The 25,840-nt window shown below is 72.9% G+C and carries 25 protein-coding genes; 6 read left to right on the top strand and 19 right to left on the bottom strand.

Features of this window, described 5'->3' with window-relative positions:
- Positions 1-27: 27 nt before the first annotated feature.
- Both ACQEU6_RS15130 and ACQEU6_RS15135 read right to left on the bottom strand, forming a co-directional pair.
- The gene (locus ACQEU6_RS15130) at positions 28-795 is read right to left on the bottom strand and encodes a metallophosphoesterase family protein (RefSeq protein WP_499332475.1); all 768 of its coding nucleotides are present in this window, start codon (positions 793-795) and stop codon (positions 28-30) included.
- A 55-nt stretch (positions 796-850) separates the two neighbouring features.
- A complete protein-coding gene (locus ACQEU6_RS15135) occupies positions 851-1,546 on the bottom strand; it encodes a copper homeostasis protein CutC (protein WP_499332478.1) in 696 nt (231 codons plus the stop codon).
- 235 nt (positions 1,547-1,781) lie between these two features.
- Here ACQEU6_RS15135 and ACQEU6_RS15140 point away from each other — a divergent pair, with 235 nt between their 5' ends.
- A complete protein-coding gene (locus tag ACQEU6_RS15140) occupies positions 1,782-3,572 on the top strand; it encodes an AMP-dependent synthetase/ligase (RefSeq protein WP_499332480.1) in 1,791 nt (596 codons plus the stop codon).
- 19 nt (positions 3,573-3,591) lie between these two features.
- Here the strand turns inward: ACQEU6_RS15140 and ACQEU6_RS15145 are convergent, their stop codons facing one another.
- Together ACQEU6_RS15145 and ACQEU6_RS15150 are read right to left on the bottom strand one after the other, a co-directional pair.
- Positions 3,592-4,281, bottom strand: coding sequence for an SDR family oxidoreductase (locus ACQEU6_RS15145; RefSeq protein WP_499332482.1), 690 nt, complete (start codon positions 4,279-4,281; stop codon positions 3,592-3,594).
- 69 nt (positions 4,282-4,350) lie between these two features.
- Positions 4,351-5,088, bottom strand: a complete 738-nt coding sequence (locus tag ACQEU6_RS15150) for a DUF1996 domain-containing protein (RefSeq protein ID WP_499340201.1) — start codon at positions 5,086-5,088, stop codon at positions 4,351-4,353.
- Between ACQEU6_RS15150 and ACQEU6_RS15155 the strand changes: the two genes are divergently transcribed.
- A complete protein-coding gene (locus ACQEU6_RS15155) occupies positions 4,974-5,411 on the top strand; it encodes a pentapeptide repeat-containing protein (RefSeq protein WP_499340202.1) in 438 nt (145 codons plus the stop codon). The two genes, ACQEU6_RS15150 and ACQEU6_RS15155, sit on opposite strands and share 115 nt — an antisense overlap.
- 304 nt (positions 5,412-5,715) lie before the next feature.
- On the opposite strand, the gene ACQEU6_RS15160 is transcribed toward ACQEU6_RS15155, so the two are convergent.
- From ACQEU6_RS15160 to ctaE, 9 genes are all read right to left on the bottom strand, one after another.
- On the bottom strand, positions 5,716-6,348 hold the full coding sequence (locus ACQEU6_RS15160; RefSeq protein WP_499332483.1) for a DUF4142 domain-containing protein: 633 nt from the start codon (positions 6,346-6,348) through the stop codon (positions 5,716-5,718).
- 126 nt (positions 6,349-6,474) lie between these two features.
- The gene (locus tag ACQEU6_RS15165; protein WP_499332484.1) at positions 6,475-7,986 is read right to left on the bottom strand and encodes an NADH-quinone oxidoreductase subunit NuoF family protein; all 1,512 of its coding nucleotides are present in this window, start codon (positions 7,984-7,986) and stop codon (positions 6,475-6,477) included.
- Positions 7,987-8,286: 300 nt separating this feature from the next.
- Positions 8,287-9,183 carry a ferric reductase-like transmembrane domain-containing protein gene (locus ACQEU6_RS15170; protein WP_499332486.1) on the bottom strand — a complete coding sequence of 299 codons (897 nt, stop codon included), beginning with the start codon at positions 9,181-9,183 and terminating at the stop codon, positions 8,287-8,289.
- A 16-nt stretch (positions 9,184-9,199) separates the two neighbouring features.
- Positions 9,200-11,257 (bottom strand): M23 family metallopeptidase, encoded by a 2,058-nt coding sequence (locus tag ACQEU6_RS15175; protein ID WP_499332487.1) that lies wholly within the window; start codon positions 11,255-11,257, stop codon positions 9,200-9,202.
- Between the two features lie 695 nt (positions 11,258-11,952).
- Positions 11,953-13,080, bottom strand: coding sequence for a glycosyltransferase family 4 protein (locus ACQEU6_RS15180; protein ID WP_499332488.1), 1,128 nt, complete (start codon positions 13,078-13,080; stop codon positions 11,953-11,955).
- A gap of 70 nt (positions 13,081-13,150) precedes the next feature.
- A complete protein-coding gene (gene qcrB, locus ACQEU6_RS15185) occupies positions 13,151-14,785 on the bottom strand; it encodes a cytochrome bc1 complex cytochrome b subunit (protein WP_499332489.1) in 1,635 nt (544 codons plus the stop codon).
- Positions 14,782-15,879 carry a cytochrome bc1 complex Rieske iron-sulfur subunit gene (gene qcrA, locus ACQEU6_RS15190; protein ID WP_499332490.1) on the bottom strand — a complete coding sequence of 366 codons (1,098 nt, stop codon included), beginning with the start codon at positions 15,877-15,879 and terminating at the stop codon, positions 14,782-14,784. The genes qcrB and qcrA overlap by 4 nt, the downstream gene beginning before the upstream one ends.
- Positions 15,876-16,787: a cytochrome bc1 complex diheme cytochrome c subunit gene (gene qcrC / locus ACQEU6_RS15195; RefSeq protein ID WP_499332492.1), complete on the bottom strand. Its 912-nt coding sequence runs from the start codon at positions 16,785-16,787 to the stop codon at positions 15,876-15,878. Before qcrC ends, qcrA begins: the two co-directional genes overlap by 4 nt.
- 44 nt (positions 16,788-16,831) lie before the next feature.
- The gene (gene ctaE, locus ACQEU6_RS15200) at positions 16,832-17,479 is read right to left on the bottom strand and encodes an aa3-type cytochrome oxidase subunit III (protein WP_179842926.1); all 648 of its coding nucleotides are present in this window, start codon (positions 17,477-17,479) and stop codon (positions 16,832-16,834) included.
- Between the two features lie 101 nt (positions 17,480-17,580).
- Here ctaE and ACQEU6_RS15205 point away from each other — a divergent pair, with 101 nt between their 5' ends.
- Both ACQEU6_RS15205 and trpD read left to right on the top strand, forming a co-directional pair.
- Positions 17,581-18,003 (top strand): type 2 periplasmic-binding domain-containing protein, encoded by a 423-nt coding sequence (locus ACQEU6_RS15205; RefSeq protein WP_499332494.1) that lies wholly within the window; start codon positions 17,581-17,583, stop codon positions 18,001-18,003.
- 41 nt (positions 18,004-18,044) lie between these two features.
- A complete protein-coding gene (gene trpD / locus ACQEU6_RS15210) occupies positions 18,045-19,094 on the top strand; it encodes an anthranilate phosphoribosyltransferase (RefSeq protein ID WP_499332496.1) in 1,050 nt (349 codons plus the stop codon).
- Positions 19,095-19,118: 24 nt separating this feature from the next.
- On the opposite strand, the gene ACQEU6_RS15215 is transcribed toward trpD, so the two are convergent.
- The 4 genes from ACQEU6_RS15215 to ACQEU6_RS15230 are packed head-to-tail and all read right to left on the bottom strand — an operon-like array spanning position 19,119 to position 23,129.
- On the bottom strand, positions 19,119-19,928 hold the full coding sequence (locus ACQEU6_RS15215; RefSeq protein ID WP_499332497.1) for an ABC transporter permease: 810 nt from the start codon (positions 19,926-19,928) through the stop codon (positions 19,119-19,121).
- Positions 19,928-20,860: an ABC transporter permease gene (locus ACQEU6_RS15220; RefSeq protein WP_499332498.1), complete on the bottom strand. Its 933-nt coding sequence runs from the start codon at positions 20,858-20,860 to the stop codon at positions 19,928-19,930. Before ACQEU6_RS15220 ends, ACQEU6_RS15215 begins: the two co-directional genes overlap by 1 nt.
- Positions 20,839-22,047: an ABC transporter substrate-binding protein gene (locus tag ACQEU6_RS15225; protein ID WP_499332499.1), complete on the bottom strand. Its 1,209-nt coding sequence runs from the start codon at positions 22,045-22,047 to the stop codon at positions 20,839-20,841. The genes ACQEU6_RS15220 and ACQEU6_RS15225 overlap by 22 nt, the downstream gene beginning before the upstream one ends.
- Positions 22,048-22,094: 47 nt before the next feature.
- A complete protein-coding gene (locus ACQEU6_RS15230; protein WP_499332500.1) occupies positions 22,095-23,129 on the bottom strand; it encodes an ABC transporter ATP-binding protein in 1,035 nt (344 codons plus the stop codon).
- A gap of 78 nt (positions 23,130-23,207) precedes the next feature.
- On the opposite strand from ACQEU6_RS15230, the gene ACQEU6_RS15235 reads away from it, so the two are divergent.
- Both ACQEU6_RS15235 and ACQEU6_RS15240 read left to right on the top strand, forming a co-directional pair.
- Positions 23,208-23,924 carry a FadR/GntR family transcriptional regulator gene (locus tag ACQEU6_RS15235; protein ID WP_499332502.1) on the top strand — a complete coding sequence of 239 codons (717 nt, stop codon included), beginning with the start codon at positions 23,208-23,210 and terminating at the stop codon, positions 23,922-23,924.
- Between the two features lie 17 nt (positions 23,925-23,941).
- Entirely contained in the window at positions 23,942-24,643 is a 702-nt protein-coding gene (locus ACQEU6_RS15240) for a cache domain-containing protein (protein ID WP_499332504.1), read from the top strand.
- Between the two features lie 34 nt (positions 24,644-24,677).
- On the opposite strand, the gene ACQEU6_RS15245 is transcribed toward ACQEU6_RS15240, so the two are convergent.
- Together ACQEU6_RS15245 and ACQEU6_RS15250 are read right to left on the bottom strand one after the other, a co-directional pair.
- Positions 24,678-24,965: an Lrp/AsnC family transcriptional regulator gene (locus ACQEU6_RS15245; protein ID WP_499332505.1), complete on the bottom strand. Its 288-nt coding sequence runs from the start codon at positions 24,963-24,965 to the stop codon at positions 24,678-24,680.
- A gap of 96 nt (positions 24,966-25,061) precedes the next feature.
- The gene (locus ACQEU6_RS15250; protein ID WP_499332508.1) at positions 25,062-25,811 is read right to left on the bottom strand and encodes a rhomboid family intramembrane serine protease; all 750 of its coding nucleotides are present in this window, start codon (positions 25,809-25,811) and stop codon (positions 25,062-25,064) included.
- Between the last annotated feature and the right edge of the window lie 29 nt (positions 25,812-25,840).

A 25,840-nucleotide genomic window follows, 5' to 3' on the forward strand; every position in this document is an offset into this window, starting at 1 on the left:
GGCCCGCTGTCCCTAGAGAAGTATGGTTCACACCGTCAGGACGTAGGGCACACCGCGCGCACGGAAGTGCCCGACGTTCACGCATTCGGTGCGGCCGATGCGGATCCGGCTCGCGAGCGGCTGATGGACGTGCCCGAACAGCACGTACTTCGGCTGCGTGCGGTGGATCGCCTCCAGGACGGCCTCGCTGCCCCGCTCGAACCTGCGCGCCACGGTGTCGTACAGCAGGTCGGGGACGGCGGGCGGGATGTGGCAGCACAGCACGTCCACCTCGCCGACCGCCTCGACCTTGGCCGCGTAGGTCTCCTCGTCCAGCTCGTAGGGGGTGCGGTACTCGGTGCGCAGGCCGCCCCCGACGAACCCGAACCGCAGGCCGCCGATCTCGGTGGTCTGGCCGTCCAGGACGTGGTGGCCGTCGCGCAGGTGCGCGTCCCAGAGCCGGGGGACGTCGACGTTGCCGTAGGTCAGGTACGCCGGGGCGGGCATGGCCGCGAACAGCTCGGCGTACTGGCGGTTCACGGCCCGCTCGATGTGCGGGCGGGCGTCCCCCTCCAGCGAGGCCCACAGGCGCCGGGAGAACTCGCGGGCCTCGTCGAAGCGCTTCTCGGTGCGCAGCCCGATGAAGCGGTCGGCGTTGTCCTGGCCGAACAGGTCGGCGAAGATCCCCTGCCCGTGGTCGTGGTAGTCGATGAACAGGATCAGGTCGCCCAGGCAGATGAGCGCGTCCGCGCCGTCGGCCGCGCCCGCCAGCGCGTCCGCGCGGCCGTGGACGTCGCTCACCACATGGATCCTCATGCACCGAATGTAATGGCGCCGGCCGCCCGGGTGAACGGGCGGAGCGCGGGGGCCGTCAGCCCGCGGCGGCCGCCACGAGGGTGCGCCACTCGCGCACGAGGACGGGGTCCACCGGCGCGTCCCAGTCGCCGTCCGGGCGCACGGCGGTGCCCACGTGGAAGGCGGTGACGCCCGCGGCGGCCAGGACGGCGACGTGCTTGCGGCGCAGCCCGCCCCCGGCCATGATCATCTTGGCGGCGGCGGGGTCCTCGACGGCGCGCCGGACGAGGACGTCGACCCCCGCGTCCACGCCGCGGGCCGAGCCCGCGGTCAGCACCGTGTCCAGGCGCCCGCCGAAAGCGCGGACGGCGCTCCACGCCTGGGCCGGGTCGGCGGCGTGGTCCAGCGCCCGGTGGAAGGTCCAGGGCAGCGGGTCGGTGTCGGCGGCGAGCTTGCCGGTGGCGCCCGCGTCGACGTGGCCGGAGGAGTCGAGGAAGCCGAGCACGAACCCGTCGGCGCCCGCGTCGGCGAGGCCCGCGGCGGCGCGGCGCAGCCGGTCCAGTTCGGCCCCCGTGGTGCGGAACCCCGCGTTGGCGCGCAGCATCACCCGCATCGGCAGGGACGTGGCCTCGCGCATGGCCGCGACGAGGTCGGGGTCGGGGGTGAGCCCGTCCGCGGCCATGTCGGCGACGACCTCGACGCGGTCGGCGCCGCCCTCCTGCGCCGCGCGCGCGTCGGCCACGGTCAGGGCGATCACTTCGAGCAGCGACATGGCGACCCCCGGAACCCGCTTGCGTTGTGCGACCGGCTCAAGCGTAGGCGACCCGGCGGCGCGCGCCGGGGCCGACGGGCGGTCTTTGCCGTGCCGTTAACCGCGGCGGTTCGCGGCACGATTGCTACTCGTGGGTATCATGCGGCAACGGAGGAGTTCTCGCACCGCCCGCCGGACGGCCGGGCGCGCCGCGGGCCTCCCCGCCGTCCTCGAAGACCGATGACAGGAGTGGGCCGTGCGCGAGTCCAGCGTCCCCGCGATGGTGGAGGTACCCGACTCCGCCACTCTGACCGACGCGCCCTTCACCCGGGCTGCGCAGGAGCCCGGCCGGATCGTGCTGCGCCGCAGGAACGGCGACGCGTGGAGCGCCGTGACCGCCGCGGAGTTCGCCGCCGAGACGGCGGCGGTCGCCAAGGGCCTGGTCGCCGCCGGCGTGGAGCCCGGCGACCGGGTGTGCCTGCTGTCGCGGACCCGCTACGAGTGGACGGTCCTGGACTACGCGATCTGGGCGGCGGGCGCGATCTCCGTCCCGATCTACGAGACGTCCTCCGCCGAGCAGATCGAGTGGATCGCCGGCGACTCCGCGGCCAAGGCCGTGTTCGCCGAGACCGGCGCGCACGTGGCGACCGTGGAGGAGCTCCGGGACCGGCTCCCCGCGCTGGCGCACGTGTGGGGCATCGACGCGGGCGGGGTCGCGGAGGTCACCCGGCTCGGTGCCGACGTCGGCGACGACGTCGTCGAGGAGCGCCGCCGGTCCCGCTCCGCCGCGGACACCGCCACGCTCGTCTACACCTCCGGCACCACCGGGCGCCCCAAGGGCTGCGAGATCACCCACGGCAACCTGGTGTCGACCGCCCGCAACGCCGTGCAGGGGGCGATCGCCGAGATCGCCGTCGAGGGCAGCTCCACGCTGCTGTTCCTGCCGCTGGCGCACGTGTTCGCCCGGCTGATCGAGGTCGCCACCATCGAGGGCGGCATCGTGCTCGGGCACAGCGACGTCCCGAACCTGCTGCCGGACCTCGCCACGTTCCGGCCGACGTTCCTGCTGGCCGTCCCGCGCGTGTTCGAGAAGGTCTACAACGGCGCCGAGCAGAAGGCCGCCGCCGACGGCAAGGGCAAGATCTTCAAGACGGCGGCCGAGACCGCGGTCGCCTACAGCCGGGCGCTGGACGGCGGCGGCCCCGGCCTCGGGCTGAAGGCCCGGCACAAGGTCTTCGACGTGCTCGTCTACCGCAAGCTGCGCGCCGCGGTCGGCGGCAGGGTGCAGTACGCGGTGTCCGGCGGCGCGGCGCTCGGCGAGCGCCTCGGCCACTTCTTCCGCGGCGTCGGGATCACGATCCTGGAGGGCTACGGCCTCACCGAGACGACCGCGCCCGCCGCCGTGAACCGGCCCTCCGCCATCAGGATCGGCACGGTGGGCAGGCCGATCCCCGGCGTCGACGTGCGCATCGCCGAGGACGGCGAGGTCCTCGTGCGCGGCATCAACGTCATGCGCGGCTACTGGGACAACGAGGCCGCCACCAAGGAGGCCCTGGAGGACGGCTGGTTCCACACCGGCGACCTCGGCTCCCTCGACGAGGAGGGCTTCCTGAGCATCACCGGCCGGAAGAAGGAGATCCTGGTCACCGCGGCGGGCAAGAACGTGGCGCCCGCCCCGCTGGAGGACCGGCTCCGCGCGCACCCGCTGATCAGCCAGTGCCTCGTCGTCGGCGACGGCCGCAAGTTCATCAGCGCGCTCGTCACCCTGGACGAGGAGGCGCTCGGCCCCTGGAAGGCCCGGCACGGCAAGCCCGAGGCGATGTCGGTCGCCGAGCTGCGCCGCGACCCCGATCTCGTCGCCGAGATCGAGGCCGCCGTCACCGACGCCAACAAGTCGGTCAGCCACGCCGAAGCGATCAAGAAGTACGTCGTCCTCGGCGTCGACTTCACCGAGGAGGCCGGCCATATGACGCCGAGCCTGAAGGTGAAGCGCAACGTCGTGATGAAGGACTTCGCCGACGAGATCGACGCCCTCTACACCGGCTGAGGCGGGACGTCCCGCGCGGTCAGGCGCCGGGCCCGCCGCCGCCGGGGGCCGGGCGCAGCGCGGCGACCGCGTCCCCGATCCGGGTGGAGCCGTTGAGCAGGTCCAGCGTGAGGCGGCGGACGTCGCCGGCGTCCAGCAGCGCCGCGATGACCGCGGCCACGTCGTCGCGGGTGACCGCGCCGTGCCCGACCGGCGGCTCGGCCAGCGCCACCAGGCCGGTGGGCGGGTCCTCGGTGAGGCGGCCCGGCCGCAGGATGAGCCAGTCCAGGGCGTCGCGGCGCCTCAGGTCGTCCTCGGCCTCGCCCTTGGCCCTGATGTAGGCCTCCCAGACGTCGCCGCGACCGGGCGCGGGCGGCTCGCCGGCGCCCATCGCCGAGATCTGCACGAAGCCGCGGACGCCCGCGCGCTCGGCGGCGTCCGCCGCCAGCACCGCGGCGGCGCGGTCGACGGCGTCCTTGCGCGCCACGCCGCTGCCCGGGCCCGCCCCGGCGGCGAACACGACGGCGTCGGCGCCGGTCAGGTGGTCGGCGACCTCGTCGGCCGTCGCCGACTCCAGGTCGCACACGACCGGTCCGGCTCCGGTGTCCCGGACGTCCCCGGCGTGGCCGGGATTGCGGATGATGCTCAGCACGGTGTCCCCCCGTGCGGCCAGCAGCCGGGACAGCCGCAGCGCGATCTGCCCGTGCCCGCCCGCGATCACGATGTTCATGCCGCGATCGTAGGACGCCGGGGGCCCGGACGCGTGGACGCGCGCCCGGGCCCCGGGGACCGGCCGCGCTCAGCGCCGGCGCTTGATCCGCGTTCCCGCCTTGGCGCCGTTGATCGCCCTGACCGCCTTGGCCATCAGCCGGTCGTCCATCACGTTGATGAGGTCGCCGTGGTCGGTGACCGGGTCGTGGCCCGACTCGGGGAAGCTGTCCAGCGCGAACGCCAGCGGCTTGGCCGGCAGGTTGTAGGCCAGCGTCATCCGCAGCTGCGGCACCGCCTTGGTGCCCTGGGGGCACTGCCCCGTCCGCGGGTCCGCGAACCGGATGTGGTCGCGGTGGTTGGCGCTGTCGGTGTTCTGGCCGTCCCAGCAGCTCGGGAAGTTCAGCACGCGCTCCACCTTGCCGCCCCGGGGGCACAGCGGGTACTTGTCGGTGAACGCCCGGTTCTCGAAGCCGCTGCACGTCCAGCTCGCGTGCGCGTTCTTCAGCCCGTTCGTCACGGCCTTGGCGTCACCGGTGGCGACCCGGATGAACCGCGGCATCGCGGTCACCTTGGCGCGCGGGTTGCCGAGGTACTGGATCTTCACGCTGGACGGGGTGACGATGCTGCCGACGTTGCCGTCCGCCTGGCTCTGCTGCGCCCGGTCCGAGGTGTCCTGGCCGTCGCGGAGCCGGACCACCGGCCAGAAATAGGCTGACTTGTCGCCGTTGGTGCAGGTCGTCCCGGCGGCAGCGAAGGTCTCGTCGGTGGAGAACGCGTTCGTGTCGAGGTTGCCGACGTAGTCGTGGATGTGGTGCGCGCCGTTCACGACGCCCGGGGCCGCCAGCACGTTGTCGGGGTTGCTGTGGGCCTGGCCCTTGTTCACACCGCAGTTGGACGCGAACACGCCGGTCGAGGCCTGGCGGCCGCGGCGGGGCTGCTGCACGCGCGGCGCCTTGCGGATGTCGACGAACTGGTCCGCGCGCAGGGCCGGATTCGCCGGGGGCTGGCCCCCCTGCCCGTTCCCCTGCCCGCCGTTCTGCTGGCCGCCGCCGTTCTGCTGACCTCCGTTCTGCTGACCTCCGTTCTGCTGACCTCCGTTCTGCTGACCTCCGTTCTGCTGACCGCCGTTCTGCTGACCGCCTTCGTTGATCGGGCCGCCGTCACCCATCTGACCGCCGTCGCCCATCTGACCTCCGTCGCCCGTCTCGCCACCGTTCTGCTGGCCGCCCTGGGGGGCGGTGGGCGCGGCGGTGGGCGGGTTCGTCGGGCCGGTGCCGCCGTCGGCGGGCAAGGCCGGATAGGCGGCCGCGTTCGCCGCTCTGAGGGTTTCGGAGGCGTTCGCACCGGGGGTCCCCTGGCCCGCCGTGGCGACCAGGGTGAGCGCCGGGATCAACGCGGCGAAGGCTTTCTTCTTTCGTCCCATCGGAAAACTGCTCCCTTTGCGGGGTCAACGTCAGTGCAGAGCGCGCCTGGGAACCAGGCCCGTGCTCTCCAGCAGCGACATGTGCGTGTTGACGAATTTCAGGCACCGTTCGGCGAACGCGCGGATCTCGGTGTTCTCGGTCGCCGCGCGCACCTTGGCGATGACGGTGAAGACCTGCCCGTGGGCGGCACGCAACCGCAGCACGAACGTCTTGTCATAGTCGGCGCCGTATTTTCCCGACATCTCCCTCAGCCAGCTCTTCTGGCTGCCGTTGGGCTCGTTGGGAAGCAGCACGCCCAGCTTCTGCGCCTCGGCGCGGGTGTCGGCGTCCAGTTGCATGTGCTGGCGCATGATGATCTCGCCGACCTCCTTCACCCGGGGGCTGGAGGCGCGCTGCGCGGCCTGCTGCCCCGCGGGCATCTCCCAGAGGCCGGCCTGCCGCACCTTGACCAGGAGCTGCCTGTCCAGAGTGCTGAGCCGGCCCCAGCGGGTCTGGACGGTGCCGCCGAGGTTCGCCGCGCCGCTCGCGGGCGTGCCGACCGGGGTCATGACGACCGCGAAGGCCGCCACGACGGCGGCCGCGGCCGCCAGGACCAGCAGCAGGCGGCCCTTGCCGAGGCGCGGGAGCGTGCGCTTTCCGGCGATTCCGTAGGATTTCCTCAAGGGCTCTCGTCCCTCCTTTCAAGGATCACTCGACGGACCCGGCGCGGGTTCGTCCAGATATACGCACCGGCCCGCCCGCCGGGTTCAACGATGTCCACCTGTCGTCATTTTCTTCTGCCCGGGAATTCACCGCCGCGAGGGCGCCCCGGGGACTCCTCCGACGACGCGGAGCGCCAATGCGGGGCACATCGCGACCGCCTTCTGAACGTCCTTCTCCATCCACGACGGAATGTCGGTTCCGAGCACGACGGGAAAGCCGTACCGGTCGAGCTGGATCAGCTCGGGCACGAGGTAGGCGCACAGGCCGTGGCCGTCGCACCGGCTCCAGTCGATCGCGACCCGCCCCTCCGTGCCGTCCGGCACCGGCAGCGGCAGGACCCCGTAGGTCGACTGGCCGCACCCCCCGCCCCACCGGTGCGCTTCGATGTCGGCGGCGAAGGCCTCCATGGCCGACAGGACGAACCTGGCCGTCCCGTCGGGGTGGGTGCAGGCCCCGCGGCCGCGGCCGACGCCGGCGGCGCGGCGCACGCCGTCCACCGTCCCGGCCCCCTCCGTCAGCGCCATCAGGGACCGGACGACGTCGGGCAGCCCGAGCCGGCACGGCCCGCACTGCCCGGCGGACTGCGCGGCGAGGTAGGAGGCGATCCGCGTGGCCTCGCCGAGCGGGCAGGTGCCCTGGGTGAGCGGCAGGATGATCCCGGCGCCGACCGTCCCGCCGACGCGCCGCATCCCGGCGCGCGACAGCACCGCGCGCGACACCGCGGCCGGATCGAGCCACATCCCGTGGTACCCGCCGACGAGCACTCCCGGCGACGGCGGGACGTCGCAGTGGTCGAGGACGGCCCGCAGCGGCGTGCCGAGCGGCGCCTCCACGACCTGCGTCCCGCCGATCGTCAGCAGCGTGGTGCCGGGCTCGTCCTGCGTCCCGGCCGAGGCGTACAGGTCGGAGCCGAGCGAGACGAGCACCGCGAGCTGCGCGAACGTCTCGGTGTTGGACAGCAGTGTCGGGAAGCCGTCCACCCCGGAGTCGGACGCGCGGACCTTGACGCCCGGCGGGATCGGCGTCTCCCCGTTGATCGCGCGGATCACCGCGCCGCTCTCCCCCGAGATGAACCGCTCGGTCAGCCGCACGACCCGGGCCGGCATCCGCCGCTCGCTGATCGCGGCGCGGACCGACCGGGCGGCCTCGTCGCTCTCGACGGCCAGCACGATCCGCTGGGTGCCGAGCGCGTTCGCCGCGATCTGCGCGCCGTCCAGCACCAGGTGCGGGGCCCGGCCGAGCAGCACCTTGTCCTTGGCGCTGCCGGGCTCGCCCTCGGCGCCGTTCACCACCACCACGACGTCCTCGCTGGACCCGCGCTCGTCGCCCTTCTCTCCCGGCAGCAGCGCGGTCCGGTCGGCGGTCGGGTGGTTGACCCGCGCCGCGACCGCCATCAGCTTGCGGGCGAACGGGAACCCCGCCCCGCCGCGTCCCCTCAGGTCGACCTGCTCGGCCATGCGCACCAGGTCGTCCAGCGCCGGCGCGCGGAGCCTGCCGTGCACCGCCAGGTGCCGGTCGAGGTCCAGCCGGTCGAACCGGTCGAACCCGAGCGTCAGCCGGGGGCCGCCGATGTTGGAGACGGTGACGGTCGAGGTCATCGGTTCTCCTCCGGGAATACCCTGGCCTTCAGGCCGGGGAGGAAACGGGCTCTTATGGAGCAGGGCAGGGAAGCCGGGGCGTTTCGCTGAACGTCCACGAATCGACGTGCGGCTGCGGCAGCGTGCTCGACCGCGATCTGAACGCCGCGCGCAACATCCTGGCCGCCGGGCTGGCGGTGACCGCCTGTGGAGACGGTGTAAGACCTCAACGGGATTCCTCCCGGACAGGGCGGTCGTCGGCGAAGCAGGAAATCCAGCGGGCGACCGCCGGAATCCCCCGCCTACAGGCGGGAGAGGAAGTCAACGGATGACCTCGGTGTCGCGGCCCGACCCGGTCACGGGCATGCCGCGCGGGTCGGCGACGGTCCGCCGGGAGTCCCCGAAGGCGCGCGCGTCGTCGAGGTCGCGCGGGTCGTCGAAGCGCTCCTCCTCCGCGCGGGCGCGCGCCCGCGCGGCGGCGCGCCCCTCCTCGTGCTCGCGCGCCGCCATCGCGCGCCGGTCGCGGCGGCGGCCCGCGCCGTCCGGCAGCGAGTACGCCTCGACGTCCTCGCCGGCCAGATGGACGTCCCGCGGCTTGATCACCACGACCATGCGGGTGACCAGCGCGAGCACGACGAACACCACGCTCATGACGTAGCTCAGCACGACCCACGGCGCCGCGGCCCGCCCGGTGATCAGGCCGTGCACGATCGCGAGCGGCCAGGACACGTAGGCGACGGCGTGCATCGACCGCCACACCCAGGCCTTGCCGCGCAGCGCGAACCGCGCCCGCATCAGCCCGGTGACCACGATGAGGAGCATCAGGTCGGAGGCGATGGTGCCGAGGCCGATCGCGCCGCCGTCCGGCACGACGATCTGGACGGGCAGCGCGAGGCCGCTCATCACCTTCACCGTGACGTGCGCGACCAGCATCGCCGTCGCGATGACGGCGGAGGCCCGGTGCACCGCCTGGGCGAGCACCCGGTGCCGGATCTTCAGGATGAGGCGATCGGTGGCCAGCAGCCCGCTCATCACCGCGGTGGTCAGCGCGACGAGCGCGAAGACGCCGGCGTAGAAGCTGAGGAAGTACTGCACGTTCGCGACCGCGACGGCGCCCTGCGGGGTCGCCGCGCCGACCAGCACCAGCACCGCGCCGGCGAGCACCACGCGCAGCGCCCAGGCGGGCACCGCGGGATCATCACTGTTGCGAATTCGCACCGCTCGGACTCCTGTTCTAGGTGGCGGCAGGCGCCGGGGCGCCCGCCGGTCCGGCGCCGTCCGCCGGCTTCTTGCCGGGCGACGGCGTTGACGACGCAGAGCCGTCCGCGGCGGGGACCGGGCCGAGGTTGGCCAGCAGGCCCCCGGGAAGCACTTGCAGGACGCCGCGTTCGGCGAAGCCGAGGAGCGGCTTGGCGCGCTCGCGGAACGTCCAGCCGCCGATCTCGGCGCCGTCGAGCGGGACCGCGCCGCCGCCGCGGCGCAGCCCGAAGGCGACCTCGGCGCGGGGCGCGGCGGCCCCGCCGCAGGGCCGCGCGGAGCCGGTGCGGCCGAGCGCGTCGCCCTGCTCGACGACGCTGCCGTCGCGCAGCTCGGTCACGCTCCGCATCCCGTAGTACGTGGACGCGAGGCCGCTCGGGTGGATCACCATGACCACCGCGCCGGCCTGGCCGGAGCAGAACCGGTAGAGGCGCCCGCCGCCGGCGGCGAGGACGCGGCCGTCGCCTCCGGAGAACGCCAGCGACGCCAGCGGGCGGGAGGACGCGGCATCGTCGGAGGTGGTCATCGACCACGCCTGGCCGATCTTCCAGGGCAGCACCAGCCGGTCGCCCGCCCGGGTCCCGTTGAGGAGCGTGGCGGCCTGGGCGGCGCTGAGGGCGCCGTACTTGCGCAGGAGGCGCGACTCCGACGGCGACATGAGGTTCGCGGGGGCGGCCCCGAGGAGCGAGGCGAACGCCGTCGCCCCCGACAGGCCGACCTCCCACTGCCGGCCGTTCCAGTGGGCGGCGTAGAAGGCGAGTTCGGGGCCGGCCGCGCTCGCCTCGGGGACGGGGATCGCACTGGTGCCGAAGACCCAGGTCCGGTCGGCGCTCTGGCGGGTGGCGCCCACGAACGGCTGCCGTGTCAGCGCCGCCCCGTAGGCCTGCCGCGCCGCGGTGCCGCGCTGCGCCAGCGTCAGCCTGCGGACCTGCGTGGCGAGGACCCCGAGGTCGGGCCCCGCCGGGGTGGTGGCCGTGCCGCCACCGCCGCCCGGCCGCTGCTGGGGCTGCTGGGGCTGCGCGGACGTTCCGGCGCCGGGTTTCGGCGGCCTGATCGCGCGCTGCGAGCCGACCGGCCCGGAGGAGCCTCCGACGGGACCGCCGTCGAGCAGGGCCCGCTCGGCGATGCCCAGCAGGGACAGCCCGACCGCGGTGGACAGGACGATCGCGCCGATGCTCAGCCGGTCCGCGGGCCGCCTGCCGCGGCGCGGCGTCGCCTTCGGCCCCGGGCGCGGCGGCGACTGGCGGCGCCGCTGCTCCGGCCGGCCGGGCCGCCGCCGGGGGCCGCCCCGGCCCGCGCGGGCCGGCTCCGCGCGGCGGGAGCGCCCGCCCCGCTCCGGGAACTCCCGGGACCGGTCCCTCCCGGACCTTTCCGCGCGCCCGCCGAGCCCCTCGGCCCTGGCGTCGAACCTCTCGGTCCGCGCGTCGCGCGGCGCACCGCGGCCCCCGAAGGGCTCGGTCCGCGCGTCCCGTTCGGTGCGGGCGCCGAACCGCTCGGTGGGCACGTCCTGCCGCGTACTGCGCGCGTCGGACTGCTCCGCCCGAACATCCCGCCGCCCGTCCCGGCGTCCCGCCCCCTCGCCACGAGCGCCGGAACGCTCGGCGTCCCGCCGGGCGGTCCGGGGGTCGGGGCGCTCGGGGCGGGCGTCCCGCCTCGTGCGGGCGGCGTAGCCCGCGGGGTCGTAGCTGCCGCGCGCGTCGAAGCGCTCGGCCCCCGCCTCGGCGCGCCCTTCGGGAGGCTCCGGCCACTGCGCCCGGGGGCGCGGCTTCTCGGCGCCCTTGCCCGAGCGCCGCGCGCGGGCCCTGGCCTCGCGGCGCTTGATCTCGCGCCGCGACGGCTCGCGCCGCGGCGATCTGCGCCCGCGCTCGGACCAGTCCGGCTGCTCCGACCACCAGGACCCTTCGGGCCACTGGGGATCCTCCGACCAGAGCCCCCGCTCGGGCTCGGGGCTCGGGGACGGGCGCGCGGGCGTCTCAGCCCACGGTGAAGCATGCGTTTGGCTCCGGGACGCATGCCCGTAATCGCGTCGCGCCATGCCCTCTCCTGTGGAGGAGACGGAGAGCACGGCGAACGCCGGTGAGTTCCGCGCCGCCGGGCCTGTCACCCGGCGGCCGTCCCGCTGAGACATGACGGGACCGCGGCGTCGGAGCCCGCTCGCTCCCACCACGATCCCCGGACGAATTCGTACGAGTCCGCCCGAACACTCCGGGAGCATACGCCCCTGGAGCCGCTCCGATGTTCTTTGGTGCCGAAAAAGGCCGATGACCCTCGTCCTGCGGCGCCTGCGCTTCTCACCTGTACGCACGGAGGCCGCCGCGGGTTCACGCCCCCCGGGCAGAAGGCCCGCACCTTCTCCCACCTGGGGCGAACGGTTCCTCGGGCGGGGGACGGCTTAGCGACGGCTGATCCGCTCATTAAGGGCGGGTTAACGGTAACGCCGCGGGCCGCCGGCGGCTCTAGCTTCGGGAGTGTCAGCGACCGCGGACGCGGGAAGCGGCGGGAGGTGGCCCTTTGACACGATCACCGCGACACGGGATCCGCCCGGGGGGCCGCCTTCGCCTCCCGCGCGTCCGCGGTCGGGCGCCGTCGCGGGCTCGGGCGCCCTCAGGTGCCCGCCCGCAAAGGCGTGCTCGCGGTTTCGGCGTGGTGAAGCGCCGCTGAGTCGCCGTCCCCGGGGTGAGGACCCGCCTACGGCGCGGGGGCGGGTCCTCACCCCGGGGGCGGTTCCGTTCAGGGAACGAGGAGATTGCCCAGGCGGCTCGCCTGGACGTCCCAGCGCCATTCGCGTTCGATCCACGCACGGCCCTTCGCGCCCATGGCGCGGGCCCGGTCCGGATCCGCGAGCAGCCTCGTCACGGCTTCGGCGATGCGGGGGACGGAGCGGCCCGGCACCACGAGGCCCGTCTCGCCGTCCAGGACGGCGTCCGGGGCCCCGCCCGAGTCGCCCGCGACGACCGGGAGGCCGGTCGCGGACGCCTCCAGGTAGACGATGCCGAGGCCCTCCACGTCCAGTCCGCGGCGGCGGGTGCGGCAGGGCATCGCGAAGACGTCGCCCGCGTCGAAGTGGGCGGGCAGCTCCTCCCACGGGACGCCGCCGGTGAACACGACCGAGCGGCCGACGCCGAGGGACGCCGCGAGGCGCTCCAGGTCGCCGCGGTAGGGTCCGCCGCCGACGATCAGCAGCGCGGCGTCCGGCAGGGACTCCAGCACGCGGGGCCAGGCGTGGAGCAGGGCGTCCTGCCCCTTGCGCGGGACGAGGCGGGACACGCACACCGCCACCGGGCGCCCCGCCAGCCCGTGCCGCTCCCGGACGCCCTCCCCGCCGGCGCCCCGCCGGAAGAGCGTCTCGTCGACGCCGGGCGCGAGCCGGGCCATCCGCTCCGCCGCCTCGGGCGACAGGGCCCGCGCCATCCGGGAGCGGGTGTACTCGCCGAGGTAGGTCAGGACGTCGACGCCGTCGCCGATGCGGCCCAGCAGGGTGCGCGCCACCGGCAGCGACGCCCAGCCGGCCTCGTGCCCGTGCGTGATCCCGACGAGCCGCCGCGCCCCCCGGCGCCGCAGCGCCGGGGCCAGCAGCCCGAGCGGGGCCGCCGCCCCGAACACGACCGAGTCGCAGCGCTCCGCGCGCAGCACGTCCGCGGCCCGGCGCAGCACGCCCGGCTCCGGCAGCATGAGCGAGCCGGGATGCCGGACGACGGGGAACGGCTGCGCGGCGTCGAACTCCGCGGCGCCCTTCCAGGCCGGGGCGTAGACGACGACCGAACCGGGCGGGCGCCGCACGGCGAGGCCGTGCACGAACGACTGGATGCCGCCCGGCCGCGGCGGGAAGTCGTTGGTGACGAACAGCGTCCTGGTCATCGCGCGCCGCCCGGCACGCGGAAGGGCCCGCCACCGGCGTTGCGGTGACGGGCCCCCGATGCGCGGACGATCAGTGCTTGACCTCGTGCGACGTGGCGCCGCCCTCGATCTCGGCGTGCTCGCCGTTCGCGTGCTCGTGCTCCTCCACGGGGACGTCGTCGAACGTCCACGCGCGGTTGAGGCGCGAGCGCAGGTGCCCGATCGGGCCCTTGGTGCCGGGCGCCGGGATCCCCTTGGCGTCCCGGGCCGGGGCCTCGGGCCGGGTGTTCTCCTTGGAGAGCAGGACGTGCAGCTCCTCGGCGCGCGGCGCCTCGTGCCGCTCGGAGTACTGCCCGTCCGGCGACATCATGATCACGCCGCTCTCCACGCCGTGCCCGACGATGTCGGCGTCCTTGCGCTGCAGGCCCAGGCAGATCCGCTTGGTGACGATGAACGCCACGATCGGCCCGAGGAAGAACGCGACCCGGAAGAACCACGTCGTCGCGAACAGCGACACGTTGAACTTGTCCGCGATGACGTCGTTGGCGCCGGCGACCCACAGCAGCCCGTAGAAGGTGACCGCGGCGATGCCCGTCGCGGTGCGGACCGGGGCGTTGCGCGGCCGCTCGTTCACGTGGTGGTGGCGCTTGTCGCCGGTCACCCACTGCTCGACGAACGGCCACGCGGCCGCGCCGCCGAACACGATGCCGAGCGGGACCAGCGCCGGGATCAGCACGTTGAAGCTGACCGTGTGGCCCCAGGCGGAGACCTCCCAGTTCGGCATGATGCGCAGCGCGCCCTCCAGGACGCCCATGTACCAGTCGGGCTGGGAGCCGGAGGAGATCGCGCCGGGGTCGTACGGGCCGAACAGCCAGATCGGGTTGATCTGCGCGAACGCGCCGAGCAGCGCCAGGACGCCGAAGGTGAACAGGAAGTAGGCGCCCGTCTTGGCCATGAAGACCGGGTAGAACGGGTAGCCGTACACCTGCTGCTCGGTCTGGTTCTTGACCGGCATCGCCGTGTGCTTCTGCACCCACATGATCATCATGTGCGCGGTGACCATGCCGAGCAGCAGGCCCGGGATCAGCAGGATGTGCAGCATGTACAGGCGCGGGACGATGTCCTGGCCGGGGAACTCGCCGCCGAACAGGAACATGTAGATGTAGGTGCCGACCACCGGGATCGACTCCGCGACGCCCTGCGTGATGCGCAGGCCGGTGCCGGACAGCAGGTCGTCCGGCAGCGAGTACCCGAACAGGCCCTCCAGCATGCCGAGCGTGAACATGCCGATGCCGATCAGCCAGTTCAGCTCGCGCGGCTTGCGGTAGGCGCCGGTGAAGAACACGCGCAGCATGTGCGCGAGGATCGACGCCATGAACAGGACCGCGGCCCAGTGGTGGATCTGCCGCATGAGCAGGCCGCCGCGCACGTCGAACGTGATGTGCAGCGTCGAGGCGTAGGCCTCGGACATCGTGACGCCCTGCAGCTTCGTGTACGAGCCGTCGTACACGGTCTCCGTCATGCTCGGCTGGAACCAGAGCGTCAGGAACGTCCCGGTCAGCAGCAGGATGATGAAGGAGTACAGGGCGATCTCGCCCAGCATGAAGGACCAGTGGTCCGGAAAGACCTTCTTCATGTTGCGCTTGAAGAAGGTGGTGGAGCCCAGGCGGTCGTCGAGGAAGGTCAGCGGCGCCTGGACCGCCTTCGGGGCTGTCGCCTCGCTCATCCGCGCTCCCAGAAGCTCGGTCCGACGGGTTCGTGGTAGTCGCTCGTGGCGATGAGGTACCCGTCCTCGACGGACAGCGGCAGCTGCGGCAGCGACCGGGCGGCCGGCCCGAAGATGACCTTCGCCGCGTCGGTGGCGTCGAAGGTCGACTGGTGGCACGGGCACAGGATGTGGTGTGTGGTCTGCTCGTACAGGGCCGCGGGGCAGCCGACGTGCGTGCAGACCTTGGAGTAGGCGACGATCCCGTTGACGTGCCAGTTCTCGCGGCCCTTGGCGGGCTTGAACTGGTCCGCGGGGATGTTGATGAGGATGGTGACGGCCTTGGCGTTCTGGGTCAGCACCTGGTCCTCGGGGAGCTCCTCCTCGATCCCCTCGGGCAGGACGGTGATCATCGAGCCCGGGGACGCGAAGTCGCTGACCCGCAGCGGCTTGTTGGTGCCGTCCACGACCAGGCGGGCGCCCTTCTTGCCCTCCGCCTGCGCCTTCTTGACGGCCTCGCCCCAGTAGGTGTGGCGGAGCCGCTTCTCCGGCAGCGGGCCGAGGTCGCGCAGCAGCACCAGCGGGGCCAGGCCGAGCGGCGCGGCGGCCAGCAGCAGCGTGCGGCGCAGCAGGGGCCGCTTGGTGATGCCGCTGTCGTCGGCGCCTTCCAGGAAGTCCTCGGTGAAGGCCGCGCGGGTCTCCTCGGTGGCGCCCAGCTCGTGCCGCTCCTGGAGGATCGGCTTGCTCGTCATCAGGCGGCGCACCCAGATGGTGACGCCGAAGGCCATGGCGAGGAACGACAGCGCCATCAGGCCGCCGAGCCACAGGTTGCTCTCGCGCGCCCGGGTGACGCCGTGCATGCCGCCGTCGCGGCCGCTCCAGCCGATGAAGTAGGCGATGAACGCCACGCTGGCGGCGAACGCGAGCAGGAAGAGCGTCGCGACGATCCGCTCGGCGCGCTTGGCCGACGCCTCGTCGAGCTGCCCTCCCACGCCCGCGGGCGCCGAGATGTCGTCCTCGGCCAGCAGGGCCTTCTCCCGCGCCGGGGACGGCGTTCCGATCACGCGTTCGCGCGGGCCGGGCCGGCCCGGCGTGTCCTTGTTGTCGTCGCTCATGACTTCTTCAGCTTCTTCGGCTTCTTCGCGGTGATCCACATGGCGGCGAGGACCAGCAGGCCGATGCCGACCAGCCAGCCGGCCAGCCCCTCGGTCACCGGGCCGATGCGGCCGAGGCCGTTACCGCCGGGGTTCGGCTCCTCGCGCGTCTGGACGAGGTAGGCGATGATCGCCTGCTTGTCCTTCGGCGTGAGCGTGGTGTCGTTGAACACCGGCATCGCCTGCGGGCCGGTGAGCATGGCCTCGTACATCTGGGTGGGCGTGACGGCGGGGTCCGACAGCGAGGGCGCGTACTTCCCGCCGGTCAGCGCGCCGCCCTGGCCGGTGAAGTTGTGGCACTGCGCGCAGTTGGTGCGGAACAGCTTCCCGCCGAGCGCGACGTTGCCCGTCTTCGGGTCCACGGCCGACGCCGGGGGGATCTCCGGGCCGCCGCCGAGCGAGGTGACGTAGGCGCTGAGGTCGGAGAGGTTCTTCTCCGCCTGGGCCTTCTGCTTCTCGGCCGCCTCCCGCTTGTCCTTCTCCTCGAAGTCGGTCTTGATCGAGGTGTTGAACTCGGGGATCGGCGTCTTGCGCGGCATCTGCGCGCCGGGGTTCGCCGCGGGCATGCGGCCGGAGCCGACCTGGAAGTCGACGGACGCGGCGCCGACGCCGATGAGGCTCGGGGCGATCGGGTTGCCCTTGGCGTCCTTGGTGCCCTCGGCGTTCAGCCCGTGGCAGCTCGCACAGTTCTTGTTGAAGAGCTGCTGGCCGTTCTTCAGGTCCTGCGCCGCCTGGGCGGTGGTCTGCGCCTCGGCACGGTCAGTCCGCGGCGAGAAGCCGGCGTAGATCGCGCCGATCGCCGCCAGGGCCGCCAGCACGACGGCGTAGCCCGCCCACGGGCGCCGTCGCCATGCGGTGATCCTTTTCACGGAAGTCCCCGTTCGGGTCATATCGGTCGGGTCGGTCGGGTCGTTCAGAGGTCGAGCAGGTAGACGACCGAGAACAGGCCGATCCACACCACGTCGACGAAGTGCCAGTAGTAGGAGACGACGATCGCGCTCGTCGCCTGCTCGTGCGTCCACCGCTTGGCGGCGTAGGTGCGTCCCAGCAGGAACAGGAAGGCGACGAGGCCGCCGACGACGTGCAGGCCGTGGAAGCCGGTGGCCAGGTAGAAGACCGAGCCGTAGGCCGAGGACGAGAAGGTGAGGCCGTCCTTGGAGACCAGCTGGGAGTACTCGTAGCCCTGGCCGGCGACGAAGTAGGCGCCCATGAGGAACGAGAGCACGTACCACTCGCGCAGGCCCCAGCGCGCCACGTTGAACACGCTTCCGTCACGTCCGACCTTGCCCGCCTCGGCCTTGAACACGCCCATCTGGCAGGTCACCGAGGACAGCACCAGAACGGTCGTGTTGATCGCCGACAGCGGCAGGTCCAGCGGGGCGCCCGGCCAGGCGTGGTGGCCGGACTGGCCGATCGTCACAGAGCGGATCGTGAAGAACATCGCGAACAGCGCCGCGAAGAACATCAGCTCGGACGACAGCCAAACGATCGTCCCCACGCTGACCAGATTGGGACGGTTCGCCCGTGCGTGAGGTGTTGTCTCTATCGCGGATGCTGTCACGCCAGCATTATTGCGCCCCTATCCAGTGACTGACGCATGACCCCCCTTCTAGGGTTCCCCGAGCGTGTCACCGGTGCCGCGACCCGGTACCCTTCAGGTCCATGAGCACCGCCCCGGAGAGCCCGATGAAGATCCTCGTCTACAGCGACGACGCGAACACCCGCGCCGAGATCCGGATGGCGATCGGGCGCCGGCCCGCCGCCGACCTCCCGAAGGTCGAGTTCGAGGAGTGCGCCACCCAGCCGGCCGTCGTGTCGCGGCTCGACCAGGGCGGCGTGGACGTCCTCATCGTCGACGGCGAGGCGCAGCCCGCGGGCGGTCTCGGCGTGTGCCGGCAGGCCAAGGACGAGGTGTACGACTGCCCGCCCGTCCTGGCGGTCATCGGCCGCCGCGACGACGGCTGGCTCGCCACCTGGTCGCGCGCCGACGCCGTGGTGGGCCTGCCCATCGACCCGATGGGCCTCGCGAACGCCCTCGCCGGCCTCATGCGGCAGCGCCTCAAGAGCCGCCTCCCGGCCCTGTAGCCACGCAGCAGCCACGCACCCACCACGACCCTGTAGGCGACATGGACGCGCGCACCAGCTGGCCCGCACTGCTCAACGCCCTCGTGTCGGGCGACTCGCTGTCCAGCGAGGAGACCTCCTGGGCCATGAACAGCATCATGTCCGGCGAGGCCACCGACGTGCAGATCGCGGGCTTCGCGGTGGCGCTGCGCGCCAAGGGCGAGACGGTCGAGGAGGTCACCGGCCTCGCCCGGGGCATGATGGACAACGCCACGCCCATCGAGGTGCCCGGCCGCATCGCCGACCTCGTCGGGACGGGCGGCGACCGCGGCCACACCGTCAACGTCTCCACGATGGCCGCCGTCGTCGCGGCCGCGGCGGGCGTGCGGGTCGTCAAGCACGGCAACCGGGCCGCGTCGTCCTCCTGCGGCGCCGCCGACCTCCTGGAGCACCTCGGCGTCGCGATCGACCTGTCCCCCGAGGCCACCGCGCGGGTCGCCGACGAGATCGGCATCACCTTCTGCTTCGCGCCGCTCTACCACCCCGCGCTGAAGTACGCCTCGCGCACCCGCAGCGAGCTCGGCACGCCCACGGTCTTCAACTTCCTCGGCCCGCTGACGAACCCGGCGCGCCCCCTGGCCCAGGCCGTCGGGGTGTTCCACCCGCGGATGGCGGGCGTGATGGCGGGCGTGTTCGCCGCGCGCGGCTGCTCCTCGCTGGTGTTCCGGGGCGACGACGGGCTGGACGAGCTGACCACCACCGGCACCTCCACGGTGTGGGTCGTGCGCGACGGGACGGCGACGGAGACGACCTTCGACCCCGCCGACCTCGGCATCCCGCCGGCCAAGCCGGAGGACCTGCGCGGCGCCGACGCGGTGTTCAACGGGCGGGTGGCCCGCGAGACGTTCACCGGCCGGCGGGGGCCCGTCCGCGACATGGTCCTGCTGAACGCCGCCGCGCTCGTCACCGCCTACGAGGGGGCGCCGCCCGCCGCCGACCTCACCGCCACGCTGGGGGCCGGCTACGAGCGCGCCGCCGCCGCGGTCGACTCGGGCGCCGCCGCCGCCCTCCTCGACCGCTGGGTCGACACCTCCCGTCGCCTGCGCGGCTGACGCCCTCCACTCAGGCGACGCCGCTCAGGCGACGCCGCGGGCGCCGCTGGACAGCCGCTGCGCGATGTAGATCGGGATGACCGACAGCACGATCAGGGCGGCGGCGAGCACGTTCACGACCGGGGCCTGGTTGGGCCGGAACAGGTTGTTGAAGATCCAGATCGGCAGCGTCTGGGCGTCCGGCCCGGCGGTGAACGTGGTCACGATGATCTCGTCGAAGGACAGCGCGAACGCCAGCAGCCCCCCGGCGAGCAGCGCCGAGCGCAGCGCCGGGAACGTGACGTGCCAGAACGTCTGGAACGTGTCGGCTCCGAGGTCGGCGGACGCCTCCTCCAGGCTGGTGCCCGTGCGCCGCAGCCGGGCCAGCACGTTGTTGAAGATCGTGACGACGCAGAACGTGGCGTGCCCGACGATCACGGTGAACAGGCCGAGCCCGATCCCGAGGGGCTTCAGCACGACCTGGAAGGCGTTGCTGAGCGCGATGCCGGTGACGATGCCGGGCAGCGCGATCGGCAGCACGACGACCAGCGAGACCGACTCGCGCCCGAAGAACCGGTACCGCGACACCGCGAAGGCGGCCATGCTGCCGAGGACGAGCGCGATGGCCGTCGCGCCGAGGCCCGCCTTGACGCTGGTGAGGACGGCCTGCCGGGCGCCCTCGTTGTCCAGCGCCCGAGACCACCAGCGCCCGGTGAACCCCGACGGGGGCCAGCCGAACGTGGTGTCGGCGTTGAAGGAGTTGATCAGCACGACCAGCAGCGGCACGTAGATGACGGCGAGGCCGAGGAACATCACGACGCGCAGGGCGGTCCGCGCGGCGGGCGAGAGGGTCATCACAGCTCCCTGAGCGCGCCGGTGCGGCGGGCCGCGGCCAGGTAGCCGAGCATCACCACCACCGGGATCGTGGCGACCGCCGCCGCGAACGGCAGGTTGTTGGCGGCGCCGATGTTGTCGTAGACGACGTTGCCGAGCAGCTGGCTCCGGCCGCCGACGATCTTCACGGTGATGTAGTCGCCGAGCGACAGCGAGAACGTGAAGATCGACCCGGCCACCAGCGAGGGGAACACCAGCGGCAGCACGACCGACCGCAGCGTGCGCAGCGGCCGGGCGCCGAGGTCCCCCGAGGCGTCCAGCAGCGAGTCCGGGAGCCGCTCCAGGCCCGCGTAGACCGGCAGGATCATGTACGGCAGCCACAGGTAGGCCAGCACGATCACGGTCGCCGTGAGGCCGTAGCCGGGGCTGGAGAGCCCGAACGGCCCGAGCACCTCGTCGACCAGGCCGCCCTGCGCCAGCATCACCCGCCAGGCGTACGCCTTGACGAGGTAGGCGGCCCACAGGGGCGCCAGGATCGCGATCACCAGGTAGGGCCGGTGCCGCGGCTTGGCGACCTTGGCCATGTACAGCGCCATCGGGAAGCCGATCGCGGTGTCGATGAGGGTGACGGCCGCCGCGACGCCGAGGCTGCGCAGCGCGACCGTCCGGTAGACGGGCTCGTCGACGAGGGTCTGGAAGTTGGCGAGGGTGAACTGCCGGACGACCTCGCCGGTGAAGACGTCGGTCGTCCAGAACGCGGTCAGGAAGATCGCGGCGAGCGCGCCGAGGTAGACGACGGCCAGCCAGGCGAGCGGCGCCGACAGAAGCAGCGACAGGCGCAGCCGCGGGCGGCGGTGCAGCAGGGCCGCCGCCCGGCGCCGGATTCCCGGCGCCGGGCGGCCGTCCTTCCCGCCGGTGAGGGCGGAGCCGGTCATCCCTTGATCGCGGTCCACGCCTGGGTCCACTTGGAGTAGTCGACGCACTTGACGTCCTTGCGCCCGTCGAGGCACTGCGTGATCGGCGTCGTCCAGAAGTGCACCTTCGAGAAGTAGTTCTCGTCGGTGGCGTGGAAGGTGTCGCAGTGGGTCTTGTCCGCGGTCTCCCGGCACGCCTTGGCGTTCGCCGGGGCCTCACCGAACCACTCGGCGACCTGCGCGTTCGCCTTCGGGGAGACGATCCAGTCCATCCACTTGTAGGCGCAGTTGGGGTGCTTGGCCTTCGCGCCGACCATCCAGGTGTCCGACCAGCCGGTGGAGCCCTCCTTGGGCAGGGCCACCTCGACCGGCGCCTTCTCGCCCTTCGCGAGGTTGGCGATGACCTGCCACGTCGTCCCGAGGACCGAGTCGCCGCTCTTGAACGCCTGGACCTCCTTGGTGTAGTCGGACCAGTACTCGCCGATGAGCCCGCGCTGCGTCTTCAGCAGCTCGACGGCCGCGTCGAACTGCTTCTGGTCGAGCGCGTACGGGTCCTTGATGCCGAGCTCGGGCTTGGCCGTCTTCAGGTAGAGGGCGGCGTCCGCGATGTAGATCGGCGAGTCGTAGGCGGTGATCTTCCCCTTGTACGGGGAGTTGGCGTCGAACACCGCGCCCCACGAGTCGGGGGCCGTCTTGACCTTGTCCTTGCGCCACATGAGCAGGTTGGCGCCGCGGCCGTGCGGGATGCCGTAGGCGGTGTTGTTCACCGAGTTCCACGGCTTCATCTTCAGCCCGGCGAAGATGTCGGCGTAGTTCGGCACGAGCCCGGTGTTGACCGGCGCGACCGTCCCGGAGGCGATCAGCCGCAGCGAGGCGTCGCCGGAGGCGGAGACCGCGTCGTACTCGCCGGTCTTCATCAGGGTCACCATCTCGTCGGACGTGCCGGCGACCTTGGTGTTGACCTTGCAGCCGGTCTGCTTCTCGAACGGGGTGACCCAGTCGACCTTGGGGTCGTTGGAGCCGTCCTCGGCGTACCCGGCCCAGGCGACCAGGTTGACCTGGCCCTCGCCCTGGCCGAGCGACTTCTGCATCGGCACATTCGGGACCGGGAAGCCGCCCTGGCCTGCGCCGGTCGCCTTGTCGCCCGAGTCGCCGCCGCAGGCTGCGGCCGCCAGTCCGATCGCCAGCGTCGCCGCGGCGGCGGCCGCCATGCGCGTGGACCACATGGGGAACTCCTTATTGTGGGGGTTTTTCGGGGGTTTTCTGGGGTGGCTCAGGGGGTGGGCGCCGGCGCGGAGCCGGCGCCCGACACGAGGAACTCGTGCGCCTCGTGCCAGCCGACCCGGACGCGCGCGCCGCGCCGGGCCAGCACGTCCGTGGAGGAGGTCCGCAGGTTCTGCTGCAGCGCGACGACCCGGTCCCCCGACTCCAGGTCGATGACGAAGCGGGTGACCGCGCCCGCGTAGACGACCTCGGCGACCGTGCCGAGCGCGTGCCGGTCCCCCGCGTCCGGTCCGCCCGCCTCCCGCGCGCCGCCGTCCTCGTCGACGTGGAGCTTCTCCGGCCGCACGCAGACGTCGCCGATGCGGTTGGTCGTCCCGACGAAGCCGGCCACGAACTCGGTCGCGGGCCGCTCGTACACCTCGGCCGGCGTGCCGACCTGCTGCACCCGGCCGCCGTCGAGGACCGCGATCCGGTCGCTGAGGGTCAGCGCCTCCTCCTGGTCGTGGGTGACGAACACGAAGGTGATGCCGGCCCTGCGCTGGATGCTCTTCAGCTCGACCTGCATCTCCTCGCGCAGCTTCTGGTCGAGCGCGCCGAGCGGCTCGTCCAGCAGCAGCACCTTCGGCTCGTTCACCAGCGCCCGGGCGAGCGCGACCCGCTGGCGCTGGCCGCCCGACAGCTCGGCGGGCCGGCGCGCCTGCATCCCGTCGAGCCGGACGCTGCGCAGCGCCTCCAGGGCCCGCTTCCGGCGCTTGGCCTTCGGCACCTTCCGCACCTTCAGGCCGTACTCGACGTTGCGGAGCACGTCCAGGTGCGGGAAGAGCGCGTAGTCCTGGAAGACGGTGTTGACGTCACGGTCGAACGGCGCAAGCCCGGTCACGTCCCTGCCGCCTAGTTCGATCGTTCCAGAGGTCGGTCGTTCGAAGCCCGCGATCAGCCGCAGCACGGTCGTCTTCCCGGACCCGGACGGGCCGAGCATCGAGAAGAACTCGCCGTCCCCGATGTCGAGGTCGACGCCCGCCACCGCCTGGACGGCACCGAAGGTCTTGCGCAGATCGCGGATCCTCACCGCTGAAGCCGGCATGACCGAAAACATATGGAGTCATAGGTTTAAGTTCAAGTGATGTTCCGGTATCACTGTGTCAACACCGGGAGGGGGCCCATGGACAGCGCGCACCTCGTCGTGTTCGCTCCCGTCGACAACACCGCGCGGGTGCACGCGGTCGTGCGGCGCCTGGGCGACGCGATCGCGCTCGGCCTCCTCGCGGACGGCGAGCAGCTGCCCAGTGAGACCGAGCTGTCGGCATATCTCGGTGTTTCGACGGTCACACTACGCGAAGCGCTGATGGCCTTGCGTCAACAAGGGCTCATCGAGACCCGCCGGGGGCGCGGCGGCGGCAGCTTCGTCCGGGCTCCCACCAGGGCTTTCGATCTCGACGAGCGGCTGCGTTCGCTCAGCGCGGAAGAGCTCCGCGACCTCGGCGACCACTACGCCGCCGTCGCCGGGGCCGGCGCCCGGCTCGCCGCCGGGCGGTCGCTGCCCGGCGACGTCCGGCGGCTGCGGCGGTCGCTGGAGGAGATGGCCGGGACGGGTCCCGGCGCCGGGATGTGCCGGCTGGACGGCAGGTTCCACCTGGAGGTCGCCGCCGCCTCCCAGTCCGGCCGGCTCACCCGGGAGGAGATCCGGCTCCAGGCCGAGATCGGCCCGCTGGTCTGGGCCGTGCACGACCTGCCCGAACGGCGCGACCGCGTGGACTCCGAGCACGCCCGTCTCGTGAAGGCGATCGAGGTCGCCGACGGCGCCGGAGCGCGCGATGTAGCTGAAAGTCACGTCCTGAATGCGGTAGAACGTCTGATTGAACGACGGCTCGCACTCTGAGACCCCGAGGGGGACCCATGCCCGCCGAGCCACCGGCCGTCGGCGCGGCGGCGGCACACGTCCGCGCCACCCTGGACGGCGTCTTCACCACCGTCGCGCAGGTGCGCGACGCGACGGCGCGCTGCCTGGAGGACGTCCGCCGCACCGGGCGCGCCCCCGCCCGGTCCGACCTCGCCGCGCTGCGCCCGCTGCTGCTCTCCCACCTCGGCCCGCTCGTCTGCGGCCTGGGGTTCATCGCCGCGCCGGGGCTGCTCGCCGACGCGGCCTGGTACCTGGAGTGGTGGCAGGCGGGCCCGGCCGGACGGCCGTCCCAGCTGCTGCGCGACCTGAACCCCGAGAGCAGCGTCCTGTACGACTACACCGACTGGGAGTGGTTCACGGGGCCGCGGAGCGGCGCCGAGAAGACCGTCTGCGGCCCCTACGTGGACTACCTGTGCAGCGACGAGTACGTCCTGACCCTGTCGGCGCCGGTACGCGTCGACGGGGCGTTCGCGGGCGTCGCGGCCGCCGACGTCTTCGCCCGGACGTTCGAGAACGAGGTCGTCCCGGCACTGCGGGAGATCCCCGCGCCCGCCCTCGTCGTCAACGCCCCCGGCCGGGTGATGGCCTCCAACACCGCCAGCTGGCCCCCGGGCGCCGTCTACCGCGAGGCCCCCGGCTACGCCGCCCGCTCCTGCGGAGGCGGCATCGACCGCATCGCCCTCGTCGTCGGCCCCTAGAGGCGGCGGGCCGCCCGTTCCGGGGCCGGCCGGGTCAGTCGGCGTCGGGGAGGCCGAGGGAGAAGGCCTGCTCCAGGTCGTGGTGGGAGTAGGTGCGGAACGCGATGTGGGTCTCGGTGCCGGCGATGCCGGGGACCTTGTTGACGCGGCCCGGGATCACGTCGTTGAGCTCCTCGTGGCGGCGCACCCGGACCATCACCATGAGGTCGTGGTCGCCGGTGATGGAGTAGACCTCGCTGACGCCGTCCAGCGCGGCGATCGTCTCGGCCACCTCGTGGATGCGCGCGACGTCGGCCTTGACGAACACGATCGCAGTGACCACTGCACCCCTCCCCCAGAGAAACGGACCCCTCGACCCTATCGGGGGCGCCCGGCCGACCGGGCGCGAGGGGAAGCCGCCCGCCCGGGCCGGACGGGGTCAGCCGCGGCTCAGCGCGGCCAGGCGGTGCGCCGGGCCGGCGCGGCGGGCCAGGAGCGCGAACACCACGCCCGCCACGAAGCCGTAGATGTGCGCGGTGTAGGCGACGTTGCTCTTCTGGTCGCCCAGGGACAGCCACTGCAGCACGAACCAGTAGCCGAGCACCACCCACACCGGCAGGCGGATGAAGATGACCGGCGGCACCCAGCTGACGATGCGGCCCCGCGGGTTGAGGATCACATAGGCGCCCATCACCCCGGCGATCGCGCCGGACGCCCCGATGAGCGGGACGGTGGAGCCGGGCGACGTCCACGCGAACCCGTACACGGCGACGAGCCCGAACACCAGGTAGGCGAGCAGGAAGCGCCAGCGCCCGAGCCGGTCCTCCACCCCCATGCCGACGACGAACAGGAAGACCAGGTTGCCGAGCAGGTGCATGGCGCCGGAGTGCAGGAACATCGAGGTGAACGCCGCCGTCCAGGGCGCCTTGCGGAAGCTCGCGGGCCCGCAGTCGTGCACGACCCCGGCCGGCAGCGGCTGCTGGTCGCCGGTGGTCAGCTCCTTCGGCACGGCGCCGTACTCGAAGGTGAAGTGCGTCGCCTTGCACTCGCGGACCGCGCCCTTGCCGTACCAGGCGGCGAAGTTCGACATCGGGGTGAGGAGGAAGACCACCACGTTGACGGCGATCAGCAGGTACGTCACCCAGGGGACGCGCCGCGCAGGCTGACTGTCGTAGAGAGGCAGTGCCATGCGGGGTCGTCCTCCGGTTGCCGGGTGTA

The sequence above is a fragment of the Spirillospora sp. CA-108201 genome, assembly GCF_050936235.1.
In the GTDB taxonomy this organism is placed as follows: Bacteria; Actinomycetota; Actinomycetes; order Streptosporangiales; family Streptosporangiaceae; genus Spirillospora.